20 protein-coding genes and 2 pseudogenes are annotated in these 17,578 nt (G+C 50.2%); 4 read left to right on the top strand and 18 right to left on the bottom strand.

Going from position 1 to position 17,578, the window contains the following annotated elements; genetic code table 11:
• Window positions 1–13 precede the first annotated feature (13 nt).
• The 17 genes from HQ49_RS01930 to HQ49_RS01850 form a co-directional block, all read right to left on the bottom strand.
• Window positions 14–508 (bottom strand): hypothetical protein, encoded by a 495-nt coding sequence (locus HQ49_RS01930; protein WP_039418143.1) that lies wholly within the window; start codon window positions 506–508, stop codon window positions 14–16.
• Window positions 508–1,161: a hypothetical protein gene (locus HQ49_RS01925; protein ID WP_152569120.1), complete on the bottom strand. Its 654-nt coding sequence runs from the start codon at window positions 1,159–1,161 to the stop codon at window positions 508–510. Before HQ49_RS01925 ends, HQ49_RS01930 begins: the two co-directional genes overlap by 1 nt.
• A 56-nt stretch (window positions 1,162–1,217) precedes the next feature.
• Window positions 1,218–3,230: a hypothetical protein gene (locus HQ49_RS01920; protein ID WP_039418139.1), complete on the bottom strand. Its 2,013-nt coding sequence runs from the start codon at window positions 3,228–3,230 to the stop codon at window positions 1,218–1,220.
• Between the two features lie 5 nt (window positions 3,231–3,235).
• A complete protein-coding gene (locus HQ49_RS01915) occupies window positions 3,236–4,183 on the bottom strand; it encodes a S49 family peptidase (RefSeq protein ID WP_052073411.1) in 948 nt (315 codons plus the stop codon).
• Between the two features lie 57 nt (window positions 4,184–4,240).
• A complete protein-coding gene (locus HQ49_RS01910; RefSeq protein WP_152569119.1) occupies window positions 4,241–4,630 on the bottom strand; it encodes a hypothetical protein in 390 nt (129 codons plus the stop codon).
• 65 nt (window positions 4,631–4,695) lie between these two features.
• The gene (locus HQ49_RS01905; RefSeq protein ID WP_235290031.1) at window positions 4,696–5,124 is read right to left on the bottom strand and encodes a hypothetical protein; all 429 of its coding nucleotides are present in this window, start codon (window positions 5,122–5,124) and stop codon (window positions 4,696–4,698) included.
• Between the two features lie 659 nt (window positions 5,125–5,783).
• Window positions 5,784–6,275 carry a hypothetical protein gene (locus tag HQ49_RS01895; RefSeq protein WP_039418132.1) on the bottom strand — a complete coding sequence of 164 codons (492 nt, stop codon included), beginning with the start codon at window positions 6,273–6,275 and terminating at the stop codon, window positions 5,784–5,786.
• A 24-nt stretch (window positions 6,276–6,299) separates the two neighbouring features.
• The gene (locus tag HQ49_RS01890) at window positions 6,300–7,103 is read right to left on the bottom strand and encodes a tyrosine-type recombinase/integrase (protein WP_039418131.1); all 804 of its coding nucleotides are present in this window, start codon (window positions 7,101–7,103) and stop codon (window positions 6,300–6,302) included.
• A 57-nt stretch (window positions 7,104–7,160) separates the two neighbouring features.
• On the bottom strand, window positions 7,161–11,159 hold the full coding sequence (dnaG, locus tag HQ49_RS01885; RefSeq protein ID WP_039418130.1) for a DNA primase: 3,999 nt from the start codon (window positions 11,157–11,159) through the stop codon (window positions 7,161–7,163).
• Between the two features lie 2 nt (window positions 11,160–11,161).
• Window positions 11,162–11,314, bottom strand: coding sequence for a hypothetical protein (locus tag HQ49_RS11635; RefSeq protein WP_160224161.1), 153 nt, complete (start codon window positions 11,312–11,314; stop codon window positions 11,162–11,164).
• Entirely contained in the window at window positions 11,311–11,526 is a 216-nt protein-coding gene (locus HQ49_RS11630; protein ID WP_160224158.1) for a hypothetical protein, read from the bottom strand. Before HQ49_RS11630 ends, HQ49_RS11635 begins: the two co-directional genes overlap by 4 nt.
• Before the next feature lie 489 nt (window positions 11,527–12,015).
• Window positions 12,016–12,195 carry a hypothetical protein gene (locus HQ49_RS01875; protein WP_039418127.1) on the bottom strand — a complete coding sequence of 60 codons (180 nt, stop codon included), beginning with the start codon at window positions 12,193–12,195 and terminating at the stop codon, window positions 12,016–12,018.
• The gene (locus tag HQ49_RS01870; protein WP_039418126.1) at window positions 12,192–12,632 is read right to left on the bottom strand and encodes a hypothetical protein; all 441 of its coding nucleotides are present in this window, start codon (window positions 12,630–12,632) and stop codon (window positions 12,192–12,194) included. Before HQ49_RS01870 ends, HQ49_RS01875 begins: the two co-directional genes overlap by 4 nt.
• Window positions 12,633–12,909: 277 nt before the next feature.
• Window positions 12,910–13,116 carry a hypothetical protein gene (locus tag HQ49_RS01865; protein ID WP_152569118.1) on the bottom strand — a complete coding sequence of 69 codons (207 nt, stop codon included), beginning with the start codon at window positions 13,114–13,116 and terminating at the stop codon, window positions 12,910–12,912.
• Between the two features lie 5 nt (window positions 13,117–13,121).
• On the bottom strand, window positions 13,122–13,301 hold the full coding sequence (locus tag HQ49_RS01860; RefSeq protein WP_039418122.1) for a hypothetical protein: 180 nt from the start codon (window positions 13,299–13,301) through the stop codon (window positions 13,122–13,124).
• Window positions 13,291–13,572: a hypothetical protein gene (locus HQ49_RS01855; RefSeq protein ID WP_039418120.1), complete on the bottom strand. Its 282-nt coding sequence runs from the start codon at window positions 13,570–13,572 to the stop codon at window positions 13,291–13,293. The genes HQ49_RS01860 and HQ49_RS01855 overlap by 11 nt, the downstream gene beginning before the upstream one ends.
• 240 nt (window positions 13,573–13,812) lie before the next feature.
• Window positions 13,813–14,025: a hypothetical protein gene (locus tag HQ49_RS01850; protein ID WP_039418118.1), complete on the bottom strand. Its 213-nt coding sequence runs from the start codon at window positions 14,023–14,025 to the stop codon at window positions 13,813–13,815.
• A gap of 153 nt (window positions 14,026–14,178) precedes the next feature.
• Between HQ49_RS01850 and HQ49_RS01845 the strand changes: the two genes are divergently transcribed.
• The 3 genes and pseudogenes from HQ49_RS01845 to HQ49_RS12495 all read left to right on the top strand — a co-directional run bounded on the left by HQ49_RS01845 (window position 14,179) and on the right by HQ49_RS12495 (window position 15,769).
• Window positions 14,179–14,532, top strand: a complete 354-nt coding sequence (locus HQ49_RS01845) for a helix-turn-helix domain-containing protein (RefSeq protein ID WP_152569117.1) — start codon at window positions 14,179–14,181, stop codon at window positions 14,530–14,532.
• Between the two features lie 5 nt (window positions 14,533–14,537).
• A complete protein-coding gene (locus HQ49_RS01840) occupies window positions 14,538–14,777 on the top strand; it encodes a hypothetical protein (RefSeq protein WP_039418116.1) in 240 nt (79 codons plus the stop codon).
• Between the two features lie 273 nt (window positions 14,778–15,050).
• Window positions 15,051–15,769, top strand: a pseudogene (locus HQ49_RS12495) (transposase).
• Window positions 15,770–15,914: 145 nt separating this feature from the next.
• Here HQ49_RS12495 and HQ49_RS11960 read toward each other — a convergent pair.
• Window positions 15,915–16,046: pseudogene (locus tag HQ49_RS11960) on the bottom strand (tyrosine-type recombinase/integrase); the annotation flags it as partial.
• A gap of 285 nt (window positions 16,047–16,331) precedes the next feature.
• Between HQ49_RS11960 and HQ49_RS01825 the strand changes: the two are divergent.
• Window positions 16,332–17,561 (top strand): site-specific integrase, encoded by a 1,230-nt coding sequence (locus HQ49_RS01825; RefSeq protein WP_039418114.1) that lies wholly within the window; start codon window positions 16,332–16,334, stop codon window positions 17,559–17,561.
• Window positions 17,562–17,578: the final 17 nt, after the last annotated feature.

The raw sequence follows: 17,578 nt of genomic DNA, 5'->3' as shown, positions 1-17,578 counted from the left end.
TTTCCCCACCTGATTAGTGGGTACTCTTCTTCCTTTTGTTTTTTTGAGGTTTCTGCTCGCTTTTTTTTTCCGCATTCAACTCATCCGAGAGGTCAGAGATCTGCCCCTCCAGCTCATCTACTCGCCCCTCCAGCTGATTAGCCTGGTCGGCGACTTCTGATAGTAACGAGTTATCTTCCGCAGGAGCCGGATTGTCCACATCCTCTGCATTGTCTTCTCCATCGACGTGAGTCGGAGCTGGGGTGGGATCCTCTACGCTTTCGGAATCACCATCTCCATCTACAGGAGCAGGATTCAGAATTGCTTCCCTTCTCTTTTCTACTTCCTCTCTTGTAATAATATCCAACAGCGCGTGCAAGACAATCTCATGTCGTTGACTGGCAGGACGAACACAGAGGGATTCGGGATGATCCGGAGACACAGCGCGAAGAATTTCACGGTCCGTGTCTGCGAAGCGTTCACGCAAGAGGTCTCTCACGTGAACGGCTTTGTCTTTGTAGTTATACATTACGCGCCATTGTTTTCTCCGCCCGTGTACAACACAGGCTGGTAGATACTTTCGTTTTCGAAGGTAACCACGCAGCTGCGGCTGTCATGATTATTCCGGTTGTCAAACTCCTTCAAGACCATCGGCTTACACACATCCCCAACGAGATATGCTTTTCCCTCCGGTCCACACTCCTCAAAAATTATGAGGAATTTTCCTCCAACGTGCTGCTCAAGGAACCTCAGCGTGTCCTCGCGGAAACCTCCGAGCACAGCTACAATTGTATTTGTGCCGGAGACAGTGATGTCTCCTTTAGACCCCTTGCTGGTAAATTCAGGAATCGCATGGCATTCTATGTTCGTGAATTTTGCGCCCTCCAGTAGTGGAATTTTTTTGATAGCCCCGGGCTTGGATTCATCGGCCGTAAATTTCTGCGATCGGTCGACGTCAGCGGATCTGATAAGTCGTAATCGATAACCCAGACTTTTCCCGGCTACCTCGATGTCCGGCACGTCTTTGATGTCTGCAATTGGCACAATTGCTGCGGATGTCAAAGAGATGACATTCATAAGATCTCCAAAGAATCCATGTGCCTGCAAGACAGCTCCCAGCACGAGCAGCGCGATGATGCCCAGCAGGGCAATCGCAAATTTTTTGATTTTGTTCTTCTTCATTTTTGTACTGAGTTTAAGACAGGGGGCAAGCATACACCTGCGCCCCTGTCAAAGATTTATCGTCCGCCGGGAACGTTCGGCTGGAGTTTCTGATTGATCGTTCTCTTACCATCCTGGCAACGCTCGAGCTCGACGAAGCCGTCCCCCTCGTCGTTGAGCGCAACCATGATGTAGTCACCCTCCTTTTTCGGAGTGAAGGCAGCTGTAATGCCGGCAAACTTTCCGCTCTTGGCGATCGTTGTCGCATTCGCAGTGTGAGCGCCACATCGCAAGATGTAAGCAGTACCTTTCTTAGCATTCTCAATGTTTGTCAGCGCTGTCGGAGCTGAGTTCTCGCCGATGAGGAAAATAAATCCCTTAGACGCGTTCGCTGTTGTAGCAGCCGGCTCAAGCTTCATGCTCGGCAAGTTCATGAAGATGCGCTGATGCGCAAACTCATTTGCTTTCAGAGCCTCGTAACTTTCGAAGGGGAATCCAACAAAAGCCGCAGCAGCTCCTTCCTTCCAGACTGACCAAGCGATAACCGCTTCCATCTCATCCTTCATGCGAATAGAGAACATCTCGCCCGGTACGTTCTCGAGTAGCTGGATGTTGCCCGGCTCTTGAACAAACATCAGAGTTAAGTTCTCCATATTCGGAACCCACTCGATGGCAAGCGCTGTGTCCGGCACTGTATTCATCAAGCTGCTCACACCGGAAAAGTCTGAGTCCAAATGGTATTTCTGACGAATATTCGCAGCATACCAGGGCTTATGGCGTTCGTTCAGGTAGAGACGGTAGTTGGCAATGTTCTGGTCTACGTCGATGACAGACTGAACGTCTTTCGCAAACTCGATCACCGCATCGAGCATTGTGTTCTCGGTGTAACCGTCATAAGCAGGATGCTCAAGCGGACGAAGCTTGTTCTCATGCATGTAGCGGAGGAGCGAATAAACAACGCCTGTTCCTGCGTTGAGGTAGTGACCTGCAACGCCATCCTTTGGCTTGAGATAGATCCCCATGATATGGCGATGATTCTGTTCCGAAGCCATCTGCAACATCATATTGACTATCATCCATTCGATCATGTTCCATTTGATCGGGTCGCTGCCGTTCGTATTGAGATATCCGATGTACAGCCTTTCTATCTCCTTCATTTGGGGGAAATAGAGCTTAGTCATCGAATCATCCACATAGCCCATTTCGGGCTGAAGCTTAACGCCTCCTTTGAAGACGCGTCCGGGCTGCCAAGCCTGTGACACCTGCTCGAAGAAGGCATTTGTCATAAGCTCTCGATCCTGAACGTTTGAGCGAACAGGGAAGATGTTTGTCACAGCTAAACGCTGCAAGACATGCGCAATAAGAGCATCTTGCCGAATAACGACATATTGATCTCCAAGTCCTGCTTTCGACAAATCGGACGTGTTCGTACTGAACTCTCCAGCTGCGAGTTTATTAGGATTCAGCATACCATTCGCCTTCAAGAAGGCATAACGCTCTGCGACAGTCTTGCCGTATTCGCTTACAGCGCTACGGAATGCAACACCATCGCGATCTTCATCGACTGCAGAGATAGCGGCATAACCGGGATTCTGAGCGATGCGATTCCACCGTTTATCCATCGAGAAAACAGGAGAGGCTATCCCGAACAAATATTTTTCGTTCGTCCCAGGACCGTGTACAGACAATGGCCGCGAAATAGTCTCTTCAGGTTTGTCGGGAGCCGCCGCCGCTGCCATCTTCGCAATTTGATTCTGCAACTCGGTGATCGTCGCAGTCTGAGAATCAAGCAAAGAGGTCATCTTCTTAACCTCTTCGACAAGACTCGCTTCAGGCGCTGGATCTGCATCATCAGCATTCTCCGCGCCGGGCGTTGATGCGTTGATGATATCCAATGCTTGCTTTCGTTCTTCCTCGAGCCGGCTGGCTTTCTGTGCATCCTGCACAGCAGCAGACAGATCGATATTGTACTTACTCTTCAGCTCAGACTCGATACGAGTCCATTCCTCAGATGTAAGCGTCCCGGCTCTCGCCTTATCGACGAGACCGAGTGCGGTCAAGACCGCATTCATCATCTCTTTGAAATTCATATTAGCTATTGGTTGAGAAAATTGAGTGCTTGTGTTCTGGTCCTAACGGAATCGAGATAAGCCAATCCGGCCCGATGTGCATCACGCAGACTCTGATCGAGAGTCTGTATGCCATCTATGAGACCAACTGTCAAGGCCTCTTCTGCTCTATAATCTTCACCACGCAATACCGGGTGATCATCCGTTAGCTTTGATAGAGCAGGACGCGCCGAGCGAACGGCATCGACGAACTGCTCACGGATGGGATTAAGCTCTTTGCGAATAAACTCCTCGGGCTTCTCTCTATACAAGGCGTCGAGGATTTTCTTGTTCTTGAGATCAGAGCCGGAGGCGTATAACTGCACATCTTTTATCCCCAGCTTCTCAAACAGCCCTTGCAGGTTGGTAAACTGGCACATGACACCTATTGACCCCACTGTACAATTCGGCGTCTCGGCCATCACCTGCTGTGCCGTACAGGCGATATAGTATGCAGCAGATGCGCATATTTTTTCAATATGCGCAAAAATGGGCTTCTCCAGCGAGATAAGAGTTTCGTATAGCCTGTCAAGATACCAGGCTTCTCCTCCTCCGGAGCTTACATGTATAAAGTGGGCGGCGATATTAGGATTGCCCTCTGCGCTCAATAGGTCGCGTACCATCCTCTTGCTCGAGAAGTACCAGTCGTAAGGATAATCCGAACGTACCAGCCCGGACACTCGATAGTAGGCAACAGAACCTTCAGGAATATCCTGACTCAAGCTATCCCCCGATACGACACTGATACCGTTGACTCTGGCAGCAATTGCCTCGGCATGCTTGAAACAGTCCTTGCTATATGAGTATTCGGCGCTGCGCGATAAAATAATATCCGCCAGCGCAGCATGAAACTCTCCGATATCTATCAGCCATCCACTCGGATTAAGCACCAGATCCAGAGATTCCCGTGAAATTTTAGATAAGTCGATAATCATACGCGCTTGTTATGATGCGAATGTAGACGCATAACAAGCGGTGCTAAAGGACTTTAATCAGCCGAATTGTGGGGAGATAGAGGCGTGCTTTAGATGCAAAACAGCCTTGTTAAGATGCGGAAGGATGCTTACCACTGCCGGAAAATGTTTATCTCCTATTATATATGTATCGCCCCTGGTGCTCTTAAGACAGACGATGCAACGACGGCGAATTTTGAATTTATCTAAGGTTGCAGGGGCGGGGAGGTCGATATTGATACGCTGATCTATCTCATAGCGAATCCCGTGTTCGCCTTTATTGATGCTACTTTCGATACTGAAATTGTCCGCATTAAAGACAAACGGAAACGACATGATCTGAGAAGATATCATCAGACTGTCGAGTGCCTTCGTTGCCATTTCCCCCAAGATGGCAACGCCTATCTGGGTACATAGTTCTTTGTGCATATATTCCGCGTTATTCTCTTTTATTCCATATCATTCTCTACAAGGGGACAAATAGATACGCTTGGTCAGCGTCTTTTTCGGTAGCTTCTGGTTTCGGCGGTGGGTCGCAAGGATCGTTTCCATCTGTAGTAATTTTTTCTCAGAGCTTCATCTGAGATGCTTTGAATATCGTATCGATTCATGAAGACCTCAATAGAGGCAATGTAATCGATGTTATAGCGATGCTTCTGCTCATCAAGATACTGATGCAGCTCAGCCCAGAATCTCACCTCTATCAGACTTTCTATTTGTGCGGCTGCCCGAACGCCAAGGTAGTTCCAATGGCTGGGATTTTTCCCCTCGCGACGGTGGGGTATGGCAATAGGGAGATTGCCATCATCGATGCCGGCATTCGCCGGTCTTTTGCTCGTGAGGTTGTATATCGTGATATACAGATCGTCCTTGTCAGGTAATCTCACAGCCTGAATTTCGGAATCCCAAAATTTTGCTCGCATATACTCTGCGAGATGGGGCTTAATGTTGATTTTCGTAACGACCATTTTCGTAACTACCTGTATTACAATGATATGCTATTTTTTTTCGCAACCATGCCGAGTTTTTGTGTTTTTGCCTACCCCTACCTCATTTTTTTCGTCCAACAGTCCAACAGTCCAACAAACTTGCCTGTCGAAATTCGTAAACGACTGAAAATTAAATACTTACAAAATTCGGCCTGTAGGACGGTACGGATACGGCTGTTGGTTCTGTTGGTCGGGCGTTGGAAAGCGCCTTTCCAACAAAAATAACCTGCGTCCAACAAAAACACCCACAAAACCAACGGCGACCAACAACGTCCAACAAACATACAAATAATATAACTATCTAACTACTAACTACTTACTAATTCCTTACTATTGAACAAATAGGCAATTTTAGGCGAAGTTGGACTGTTGGACGTATTTTTCTGGCGTTTCCCTGTTCAAGATGTGTTTAATGCGGGCTTTTTGTATAAAAGGGGTGCGGGGAATTTCGGCATTTTGGGCGCACGAAGAAAAAAAAATGTCCGCCTTCCGAACCTGCTTCGAAAAAGAAATGTCCAGCCGTCAACGAAAAAGCGCGCCTTTCAGGGGCGCGCTGTTCCGTTGACTAACGAGTTTTGATTACGAATCCTTTATCATAAGATTACGTCCGAGTTTGCAATCTCTTCGTACTGATCACGAGAGGAACCGGAGAAACTCCATTCCGATGCTGAAAAAATGAATCGGCCCGTTTTCTCCTGCAGGACTTCCCAGTCACAATATCTCGAGTTCGAAATCGTATTGATGCCAAAATCCCCGAGCTCGGGTTTTATGCCGTGGAAATCATCTTCGAAGGCCTTGATGATCTCTCGAGCGACTTTATATCTACGCGATAGACAATAAGTCTTATTGCCGAGATCCTTTACGTATATGGGAGGGTTCTCCAGCTCGGACTCAAATGTTAGCGGGTGCGAGATCATATACATGTAGCTAAAGCCGAAAACCCAGCAATAAGTGAGACTCCGGGGCTCTGCTCCAAATATCTCCGCTGCACGGGCGAAAGCCCGCGCCCTTTCGTTTGACACACTTTCGTACAGCTCTCGCAGTTTCTCTTCGAGGGCTGTTCCCTCCTTTGCTCTGATAATCATTTCGTTTCTTTTTTAAGAATTACATTACCATGTAACCACGTTGTCTACAATCGCCTGTTGTTCACAGGCTGTGCGGCGAAGATAGATCCGCGTGGTCTCAATGCTCTCGTGTCCCATCAGATCTGCCAGGAGGGCAATGTCATTGAACGCCTCCAGGAAGTTTTTCGCATATCGGTGTCTAAACGAGTGCGGGTGCATTACGTGAGGATTTATCCCCCATCGATGGGCAAAATACTGGAGCTTGTGGCGAATGGCTCTTGGCGTAATTTGTCTGCCACGGCGATCTGTAAAAAGATATCCTGAGCTTTTCTCCTCTCCACCAAGCCAAACCTCAGCTTCTCGCCGCAATTCGACAGGAATAAAGAGCCTCCTTACCTTACCGCCCTTGGTGTATAGGTCGAAGTATCCTATACGAATGTGTTCCACCTTGAATTGCACCAATTCGCTCACCCTCGCCCCGGTGGCTCCCAAAAAGCGAATGAGAAAATACCACATTGATTGCCCGGATTCTTTTAGTTCAGCCTTCAAAAAGTCATAATCGGCTTGGCTGATAACGTTTTCGAGATAGCTCTTCTGTTGTATCTTGAGAGATTTGAGTCGCAGCTGTCTCTTTCCGATGTGCTCTAAATATTTGTTGAGGGCTTGAATGCGAAGGTTTGCGGTTTTAGGTTTGAAGCGTTCGATCTGCTCTGCTTTGTAGAGCAAAAGGCTTTGTTTGTTAATGCTCTGATGCTTGCTGAAAAAGTCTCCAACGGCATAGAGATAAGCTGTTATCGTGTTTGGAGATAGATTGTCTCCCTCCAATTTTCTCTTAAATGATTCTATCATAACTCTTGTCGAAGTAAAACATCTTGCCTCCGCAGCAAGCATCAAGGATGGACTTCATCAGAACACCTCCTCCGGCTCTTCTTCTTCGAACATATCCCTGGCGAGGTCTATTTCGATAGTTTCTCTCAGTTGCTCGTAGTCGAAGACAACGCAAGAAGTGTTGTCGAACTTCGTCTTACGCACGCGGCGGGCAAGGTTACCGCCAACCATCAATGGTGGCATCATGCCGCCATTGATGGGGTCTTCCTGTTGGGTAGCATACCCTGCAGCCTCCGAGCTGCTAACTTCGACCGTTTCCTCCCACGTAAATCGCGTCGACGCAGATCGACCGATATAGTAAGGCGTTCCCTCCAGATACTTCTGCAGCGACCCGATCGGCAAATGCTCGCTACCAACCAGACGCGCATAATGGGGGAATATACTTGCCACCTTGAGATAGAGCAGGCGAGTGCCGTCAGGCACGGGCACCGACTCCGAGGTGCGGCCGCTCTTGACTATTGTAACCGCACCCGTACGGGGATGGTCTATCTTGTAATCCCGGCCGGGTACCACCTTGCCGTCGTTCAGCAAGGTCGCCACCGCTTGAAAGAAGCGGTTCACCTTATTACTCTTGGCATGCGACTCTACCTGCTTCACCACCTTCTCTACGGCCAACGGGAAAAACTGATCGTAGCTGAATGGCAGCTCCAAATCGGTGTGCCGCTCCAGCAGCCGCAGCATGGACAGGAAGAGGCTCACAGTATTTAGTACACGAGGAAGAGCCTCGCAGCTGGCCAGCTTACCTCGCACAGCATCGTGCAGCTCCTTGATGCAACCCTGCTGTATAGGGCGGAAGAACTCCTGCACCTTTGGTCGTATCGCAAGCACCTGGAAGAGGAGGTGATGAAGCCCTTGCGCCTCATAGGACTTCAGTCTATCGAACACTTCTTTTTCCGATTCGGTCCACTCTCCGTGCAAGGGCACGTCACAGATCACGCAGCGGTTTCCCAAAGCCCCGTCGTTGGTGTCGGGGGATTCCTGCCCCAGCAGGATGATCGCCGCATTGATTTGAGCTGTATCGACATCCTTGCTGTCTGCGCTCTTGCGTTTTTGTCGCCCTTCACCGTCGTAGGTAGCAGCCTTCAACGTCTCGATCTTCTCCGGAGGCAGGTCGTTTTTGAACTCGTCCAACATGACGGGTATGTTGCGGTTGTGCTCCAGTATGCTGCTGAGCGCGGGAATGGAGCCCAAATTCAGGTTAAAAAAAGACGCCTCCTCCGGCATGTAGAGTGCGCGGGTACTGTAGGCGATTTTCGATTTACCCGAGTTTGTGGGACCGACAAAAAATATGGCAGTAAACAGCCTGTCGAAGCTGAAAATATCAGAGCGGAAGGCGCTCATAATAGAGAAGAGTGTCGCCCATTTGCCGTTATCGTTCACTTTATAGACTTCATCCATTAAGGCTGCCCATTCGGCGAAGGTGATATCCGCCGTACGGGAAGGATCATACTTCAAATATTTACGCTGTCGGTCTCCTTCGGAGTCGTTAGATTTACGTTCGATCCGAATGCGGCTGAAGGTGGGGAGGAAGTAGCCCTCTCCTTCATGTTCTACAAGTCCGATCTCGTCAACCGGAGTAAACCTCCAGTCTCCGTCCACTTCGTGATAGAGGCCATTGCTAAAGGCGAAGAAGCCGAGGTCATTCCAACCGAGCGTCTCCAGCTCCGTACAGGGGCGGAACTTATCTGCCATCGAGTGCAGGATAGACTTGAGTCGATCCTGATTGCCATTCGTAAAGCACAAGCCGCCCCTCTCCCAAATACGCGCTTCGAACTGCGTAATTCCGAGCATCTCTTTCGAGATAAAATCCATATAGAGAAATCCTGCATGGTTAGCGACGCTCAGCTCCACGATCCGCTTGTTTTTCTGACTCTCGTCGTGCATGATATGCACGAGCGGACGCATGAAGAAATTGCCCACGCGGATGAAGCCCTTTCCCTTGTCGGAAAACATGTATCCGATATCACGAGTGCCCTGTTTGTTCCGAAGCGGAAAATATCCGAAGCGTTGGTACTGCTTGCGCATCTCATCATCTTCCATCACATAAGCCGGTACCTCGTCCATATTGATGATCACGGCGTTGCCTTCCTCGTCCTCGATGGCATTGCTGCGCTGCCGAGCCTCGTTGCGACGTAACCGGATGAAGGGATCGGCAATGGACGTAAGAGCTTGCTTCGTCACATCGAGCAGGCGGGCGTAGCGCGTCATGTTGGCAGCACGCATCGTTTCGTCCGCATAGCTGATCTCCTCGGCACAACGCTGCAGCACGATGTTGCGGGTGTTCTCCGATGCTTCGTGGAAGCCGGAGTACAGACTGATGTAGTACTCCGTCCACCCCATCTCGCGAAGCGTCGACACCAGATGTCGGTGCTCTTCCCCGTCTTCTGTGACAGTCTCGTATTTATTCTCCCGCTGCAGGATCGTCAGGTCGAATCCTGCACGTGCCATCTGTCGCAGCGTCTCCAGCTCGGCGGGCTCTTCGAGCTCCTCTCCTATGCTTATCTCTATCTGCGTGCGCAGGCGCTCGGTGATGGTGCGCAGGTCCTGCAGCTCATACGTTGATGGCGTGCCGGAGACGAGCAGGGCGGGCGTGCTGTTCCACTTCTCGCCGTAGTCCTCGGCCGTCCACGTCAGCTCCACGGTCACTCGCTTGCCCTCTGCCAGCTCGCGGAGTTCATCCATGCCGATGAAGGCCTTGCCGGTGGCTTCCGGCAGGGCCCGTTTGGGGCGCGACTGACGGTGCCGGCGCACGGCGTCGGTGAGGTCTTCCCCGGACGTCTTGCTCTGGCGGGCAAGCGTCTTGATGAGCTGACCGGCCGTGATGCTGTCAGAGACCAAGGCGATCAGTCGGCAGAGATCGCCGATGGCGTCCGCCTTGGCCATCGCGTCCACATCGTCGGCCTCGCTCTTGTGGTAGAGGTAGGTGATCACATCCTTCGAGCTCTTGAGCATCTTGGTGCGCTCTTTCTCCGATGCGGTGAGGAAATAAGTGTCAGGATCATGCCCTCGAGGCAGGTCTATCACGCGCACATTCAGCCCCGCCTCGAGCAATACTTCGGCATTGCGCTTCGTGGCCTTGATGCCGGCTTCGTCTCCGTCATAGATGAGGGTGACGTTCTCGGTGAAGCGTAGCAGTAGCCGAGCCTGCTCGGGGGTCAGTGCCGTGCCGCTGCCACAGACGGCATTGCGCACGCCTATGTCGGCCATGCGCATGACGTCGATCTGCCCCTCGACGAGGTAGACCAGCTGCTCCTGCACGATGTGCCGCTTGGCCTGCCACAGGCCGAAGAGCACCCGCCCTTTCGAGAAGAGGGGGGTGTCGGGGCTGTTGAGGTACTTGGCCTCGCTTTTGCCGTCGATGCAGCGTCCGGTAAATCCCGTGATGCGCCCGCTGGGTGTGTGGAAGGGCCACACGATGCGGCCGCTGAAGCGGTCGTATAAGTGACCGCCATGCTCGCTCCGCCCGATCAGTCCGGCATCCAACATCACAGCATCGGCATGCTGCGCGAGGCGCGCCTGCTGCAGCAGATAGTCGCGCCCGCTCGGGGCATAACCGGTCTCGTACAGCGCGAGCGTCTCGGCAGAGATTTTACGCGACGCGAGGAACTCCTCTGCAGCCGGGTCAGTCACAAGGGAGCGATAAGTGTCGCGAGCGAAAGACAGAGCAGCCTCGAGCGATTCGCGCTTGCGCTGCCGCTCCAGGTCTTCGTCCGAAAGCTTCGCCCCCGGCATCTTGATGCCTGCTCGAGTGGCGAGTATGCGCACGGCCTCCGGGAAGGATACGCCTTCGTGTTCCTGTAGGAACGAGAAGACGTTGCCGCCCTTGCCGCAGCCGAAGCACTTCCATATCTCCTTGGTGGGAGATACCATCAGCGAGGCATTGTTGTCGGCGTGGAATGGGCAAGTGCATTTGTAGTTGGCTCCGGCCCTACGCAAGGCTACATGCTCGGCGATGATCTTCTCTATCGGCGAGGCAGCGCGTACGCTGTCGATGATATCTTGTGGTATCTGCGTCATCGCTATGCCTCCTCGATTGACATGGCGATGCGCTTGTTTCGCTCGCTGAGTTGCTCGAAGCTCATCAGCAGGAGATTGCTGCCGTCTTGATAGGCAACGTCTTTGCAGCAGGTGCCGATCGACCCTGCTACGGGCACATATTGATTTCCGTTCATAGGACTACTGTATTGGCGTGGTGGATACAATGCACCGCTCCGGCGCGGCTCACCGCTCGGGAGAAGGCTGTAAGGGAATAGGTGGAGAAGCTCAAGTAAACGCCGTGGCTGCGCACCGAAGCGCAGTAGCGCATACGACCGCGAGGCAGCTTGCGCAGGCGGCAACGTGTCTTTGTAGCTTCGGGGAAGGCTGTGCGGACCGACTGGTCCATCCAGCTCTTGATAGACTGCCTCAGCGTGGAGAGGCGGAGGCGAGCGTTTTCGTGGCTCGGGCACGTGCCTGCAGTGGGTGCAATACACCCTGCGCAAACATTTTTTTCTGTGTAAGGCATTACAGAATTGTGTTTGTAGGGCTGTAAATAAAAAGAAGGTACAGCCTTTCCCTCTGCCTTACACTCACGCGGAGCAGTGGAGCCATTAAGCTGCCACGAGGGGGTACTGTACCTATAGGTACTGAGATGCGGATATAAAAAATCCGCTCCCAAATCAGAAGCGGTATTCCGCTCCGCGTTTATGTAAGGCACTGCAAACATAACCAGAAAAATCGGAATAACGCAATACGAAGTCATTTTCTTGGGCTACTGAAGTAGATCAAAAGCGAAAATCGCAGGAATATCAATGCGACCTCGAGACGACAGAACATCTCAGAGTCCACCCTCCTGATGCATACGGTCGGGAGCAACGCCCACGACGGGAATTTTTCAGGCCTTGTCGTTATCATCCTCGACCAATTCTCTGAATAGAAACTCTAAGGCTGCACTCCAGCCTGCTCGATAATCTGTTTGCGCTGCATCGACGAAGTGCGTCGGTATCTGCTTCTTTTTGCGATAGGCTTCGAAGGCTTTATCCATCGCGGCACTAATTTGTTCTGCTGTTATCATCTGTTATTGTTCGTTTGTGGATTCTCCTCAGAGATGAAATCCGGATTGTCAAAAAGGGACTGCTGAAGGGCTCCGATAAACTCTACCCCTGTTACGCCAAGCTCCTCGGCGACTTTCTTGCACACGTCTACAGACGCGCGCACCTCGCCTCGATACATCTTCCAGAACAGCACCTTCTTGATACCCGTTCGATCGTAGAATCCCTGCGAGGGTGTGAAATATTCAGGGTGCCCGTTGTACTTCGCATTGATGATCGAGAACAACGGATTCTCCTTATCCGGAACCACCGACCGAAGCGTGATCCGCATTCGGTGCATCTTGAGCCTGATGGCGGTTTCGCTGCGCTTCAATCTGCGCACGAGCTCGCTCATCTGCATTGACCCGGCATTTTTTCTCAAGAAATCCTCTTCGGCTTTTAGCCACGGGAGCGTCATCATAGCGTACAAAGTGTTTTATCTCGTTGTCGAAATATCCGCCATGGCCCTCTGCGAGGTATAGCCACAAGACGGATATGAATCGTTTTTTTGTCTCTGGCGTGCACTTGCTCTCGATGTCGAGGGGCACGTAGGGAGGATGTCGAAGGACGGCGGCGTACACCCGATCGACGTAAGCGCGAAACTCCTCCTTGCCCATTTCGGCTGCGAGTTCGTCGATGTCCGCGAAGCTCGTCGGGAGTAGCCGCCGGTTTCCTTCTTTCCCTACCACAGGATATTGCTATGACACATGCGTGTCAATGAGTGTTTGTATTCTATTGCGATACTCTTCGAAGCGTTCGAAAGGGAGCCATACGACAACTGAGTATTCCGTAAAAGCATCTATCTCGATCCGCTGGTCGATACTCAAGATCGCCGGCTCCAGGATTCTAATCTGCCGGATGACAGATGCAGCACCCGGGCGGCGAATGATCGCTACTTTTTTCATTCCTCTCATCCGACGATCTCCCGTTCTATCTCTATCTTCATCCGCACGAGTTCGGAGTCGGGTGTGAGACCCTGCCTCCTATACTCATTTATATGCATACATACAGCCTCGATCAGAGACCCGACCGTGTCAGTGGATATACCCATTATATTGAGGCCGCCTTGTCCATCTTGCTCAACACACATGCTCTTCCTTTTTAGAGACACATCTTGATACCATTCTATTTATTTTCTCGTATCCGCTTACAGCTTTAATCATAGCTTCAGCGAAGCTTGAATCGCTCATCATACTATAAAGAGTAAGCCTGGTCAACATCTCGTCGGATCCTCTCACTGAGACCGTACAGGTCTCCTCATCTGCATACATGAAGAGGACACATCGTCCTTTTAACTCATTGGGAGGAAGCGTATCTACAACAGCTGCAATCCCTTTCACTTTTTCTTCTATTCCACCCATCTTTTCTTGCCTGCAGTAAGCCAGAGGGCAGGCGCCCCTTATTGTTTTTGTAATCGAGAGCGACCTAAGTCGCGTTAGTGGCAAGGCGCAGAATCGAACTGCGCACGTAGTTCTGGAGGCAAAAACCCGAAAAAACCTCGACAGGTCGACCCTAATACACCTGCCCCGTACTTGCCATTGTCGCCCTGTACCTTCACAGGCATTTAGGCGACTCTTCTATGAGAAAACTACTTACAGTATTCACCGCTGTGCGTACTCCTTCGCTGATAAGGCAACCTTGTCGGGACTGCCATCTGTTTGCCGTCCCCCTCGCTCGAGTGCAGCGCGGCGGATAGCGATAGCCTTATCGCCACCACGCTTGAAGTTCAGCGCAGCCCTAACGAACTGCACCGAAACGCCGAATTCTTCGCTCAATGCCAACTTTACGGAGGGATCTGTCATTATTCTGACCATATTTTCTTAGCTTCATTGTGCGGTTTCCGCACGAAACACATTGCAAATATAGAACATGTTGCGAAAACTCGCAACATTTCGCTGCGAATTTTAGCAGACATGGTGCGAAAGGTGGATAGTACTGCTTTTTTAATCACTATAATTTTAATAGCTATGAGTAAGACTATTGACTTTGAGAAGAAGGTTATCGAGAACATCTTCAAAATCGCTTATGAAAAGGGCTATAAGGAGCAAGTGATAGCCGACGCACTGAACCTTGACCGTACAGTATCCAGCAAAATCAAAAGCGGAGCCAAGGTGCTGCGCATATCGATGCTGCCGGATATCGCACGTGCCCTCGAGGTCGATGTAGTAGATCTCTTTACTTATCCCGAGAAGTACACTAAAGAGATCGGTACAGACACGCTCGAAGAGCAAGTATCTGTAACCTTCCATGTGCCAGCCTCAAAGCGCAAGGAGCTGCTTGAGATGGTGTTAGTTAAAGAGAGTAGAAAACCAACAACTTAAAAGAAATGAAAATGATTTTATTCAAGAGTGCTAACCATCTGAATGAAAAACTCGACACAATCGGCAAGCCACACGAAAGCGCCGTTTCTGAGTCTGCAATCGTTAGCGTAGAGAAGGTTGAAAGCAAAGAACACAAAAATGGGCTTGCAAGGATTAAGCTTATAGACGGGTCGTATCTACGTGTAAATGAGCCAGATTTCGATGCCGTTTTAGCTCTTTTACGCGGGACAGATACGGGGCAATAATCCCTCTTTCGGAAAAAAAGCCCCGCTGATAATCAGACACTTAAAACAATCAACTAGGCCATCGGCTGTCCCGCTACCCCGACAAAAGAAGGGGCTGTGTCAAAATTCATTTTTGGCGCAGCCCTTTCTATTTTGGTTTGGGGTTGGTTAAGCCACCGGTTTTAGCCTTTGAGGGATATTTTTGAGACCATTGCACGGCACTTTGCGTCTTTTGGGGGTTGTGGTTGTTGTATATATCACTGATAAATAGCATATTTACACATAATTAACTGTATCAACATGGCAACTAAACCAACCGAACCGGCTCCCAGCTTTCTACAAGTATATACTCAGGTTCGTCGCGACCGGATGAAGCACTCCTTTCTACGCCAAATCAATGCTTGTGTTGATTGGCGAGGTATCCGCACCCTGCTGAACAAGAAGTACACCAAGACTCAGAATGCCGTAGGTAACCCCGCCTACGATGCCTTGCTGATGTTCAAGATTCTTTTGCTAGAGACTTGGTATGGTTTGAGCGATTATGAGGTTCAGGAGCGTATCAATGACTCTCTGCTTTTCAGTGAATTCCTTGGCTTAGACCTTGGCTTCCCCTCTCCTGATCATAGCACCATCAGTCGCTTTCGCACGGAACTANTTTGCCCGAATCGGTAGAGAAGTCAGAGTTGTCATTAGGGGTAAGTGTATTAGCAGACAAGGGCTACTGTAGCAAAAAGAATTCGGAGTGCTTGGCTCCTCGGGGCTTGGTTGATGGCATCATGCTCAAGTCTAGTCGGAGGCAAGTCCTTAGCGAGAGTCAGAAGTTTTTCAATCGTATGATAAGTAAGACGAGGTGCTTCATAGAACGCACCTTTGGCAGTATTCGTCGGTGGTTCTTGGGCGGACGATGTCGCTACCGAGGGTTAGCCAAGACACATACACAGAATGTCCTTGAAGCTATGGCCTACAATCTCAAGCGTATGCCGGGGCTGCTTGTGCTTCAAGCAGCCAGATAGGCAAAAAAATCCCCGACCCTGTGGGAAATAACCCACAAGGTCGGGGTAAGGGGGAAGAAGAATACCACCGCTGAGAAACACTGCCTCAATAGGCAAAAATGACTTCAAAGAACATAGTCATATAATCCTTGCATTGTGCAATGGACTCTTTATTGGTGATACGGGCGTAAATCTGCGTCGTTTTGATATTGGTGTGTCCCAGCATCTTTGACACGGATTCGATGGGAACGCCTTTGCTCAAAGACATTGTGGCAAATGTATGTCGGAAGCAATGGAAAATACCTACCATTTGAGAATTTGGAAGAATGTAGAGAATAAACCGATAACGTGTTGTGAATTAGTCGATTTTCTATATTCTGCGAGTATGATAGGAAAGCAGTTCAACACGGAATATTGAATCCTTTCGGTTACCAAACCGTTATCCGTTGGTTTCCCTAGTGTGGTGAGGTAACGGAAAAAGGAAAGGTTTTTCTGACATGGGTTATATCTCACTGTTCCACAATGTTTTGCTTATCAAAGAACGCTTTAACAACGGGTAATTTTGCCCATAAAATTAAAGCGTATGAAAATAGAAAAATTCAAGGTGTTGCTCTACCTCAAAAAGAGCAGACCCGACAAGTCGGGCAAAGCGCCCATTATGGGACGTATCACCGTCAATCGTTCGATGGTGCAATTCAGTTGCAAAATCTCCTGCACATCCGACCTGTGGAATCCTCGTGAAAGCCGTCTGAAAGGTAAGAGCCATGAAGCCGTGGAGACCAATGCGAAGCTGGACAAGCTGATGCTCTCCATCCATACGGCATTCGACACGCTTGTGGAAAGAAAAGCAGACTTCGATGCGGAAGCCGTCAAGAACCTGTTTCAAGGAAGCCTTGAAACGCAGATGACCCTGTTGGGAATGACGGACATCGTCTGTGAAGATTTGAGGAAACGCATCGGGATAGACCGTGCAAAGGGAACTTACCCTGCCTATATCTATACCCGGAGAACCTTGGCGGAGTTCATCGACAAGACGTTTCGCACCAAAGACATCGCTTTCGGTCAGATAACGGAACAGTTCATTCATGACTATCAGAGCTTCATCTTGGACGAGAAAGGGCTTGCCATAGATACCTGCCGGCACTATTTGGCTATCGTCAAGAAAATATGCCGTAAAGCCTACAAGGACGGTTATGCCGACAGATGTTTTTTCGCTCATTTCAGTCTCCCCAAACAAAAGGAGAAGACACCAAAAGCCCTAAGCCGGGAATCCTTCGAGAAAATCCGTGACTTGGTAATCCCCGAACATCGCGCCTCCCACATTTTGGCAAGAGATCTCTTTCTCTTTGCCTGCTATACGGGAACAGCCTACGCCGATGCAGTTTCCGTTACGCGTGACAATCTGTTCACGGATGACAATGGCGAGCTGTGGCTTAAATACTGCCGCAAGAAAAACGAGCTTCGTGCCTGTGTCAAGCTGCTGCCCGAAGCCCTTGACCTGATAGAGAAGTACCGGGATGATGCTCGTCCGACCCTCTTTCCAATGCTGTACCATCCCAACCTTCGCCGTCTGATGAAAAGCCTTGCGGTTCTTGCGGGCATTAAGGAAGACCTGACCTACCATGCCGGCAGGCACTCATTCGCATCGCTGATTACCTTGGAAGCCGGCGTTCCTATCGAGACCATCTGCAAGATGCTGGGACACTCCAACCTCCAGACCACACAGGTATATGCAAAGGTCACGCCCAAGAAACTCTTCGAGGATATGGACAAATATATCGAAGTGACAAAAGATTTGAAACTTGTATTATAACACCCCATAGATAATAA

It is taken from the genome of Porphyromonas gulae (genome assembly GCF_000765945.1).
Classification (GTDB): Bacteria; Bacteroidota; Bacteroidia; order Bacteroidales; family Porphyromonadaceae; genus Porphyromonas; species Porphyromonas gulae.
Note: the sequence above shows the minus strand (reverse complement) of the source record. Positions and strands in the feature narration are given on the sequence as shown.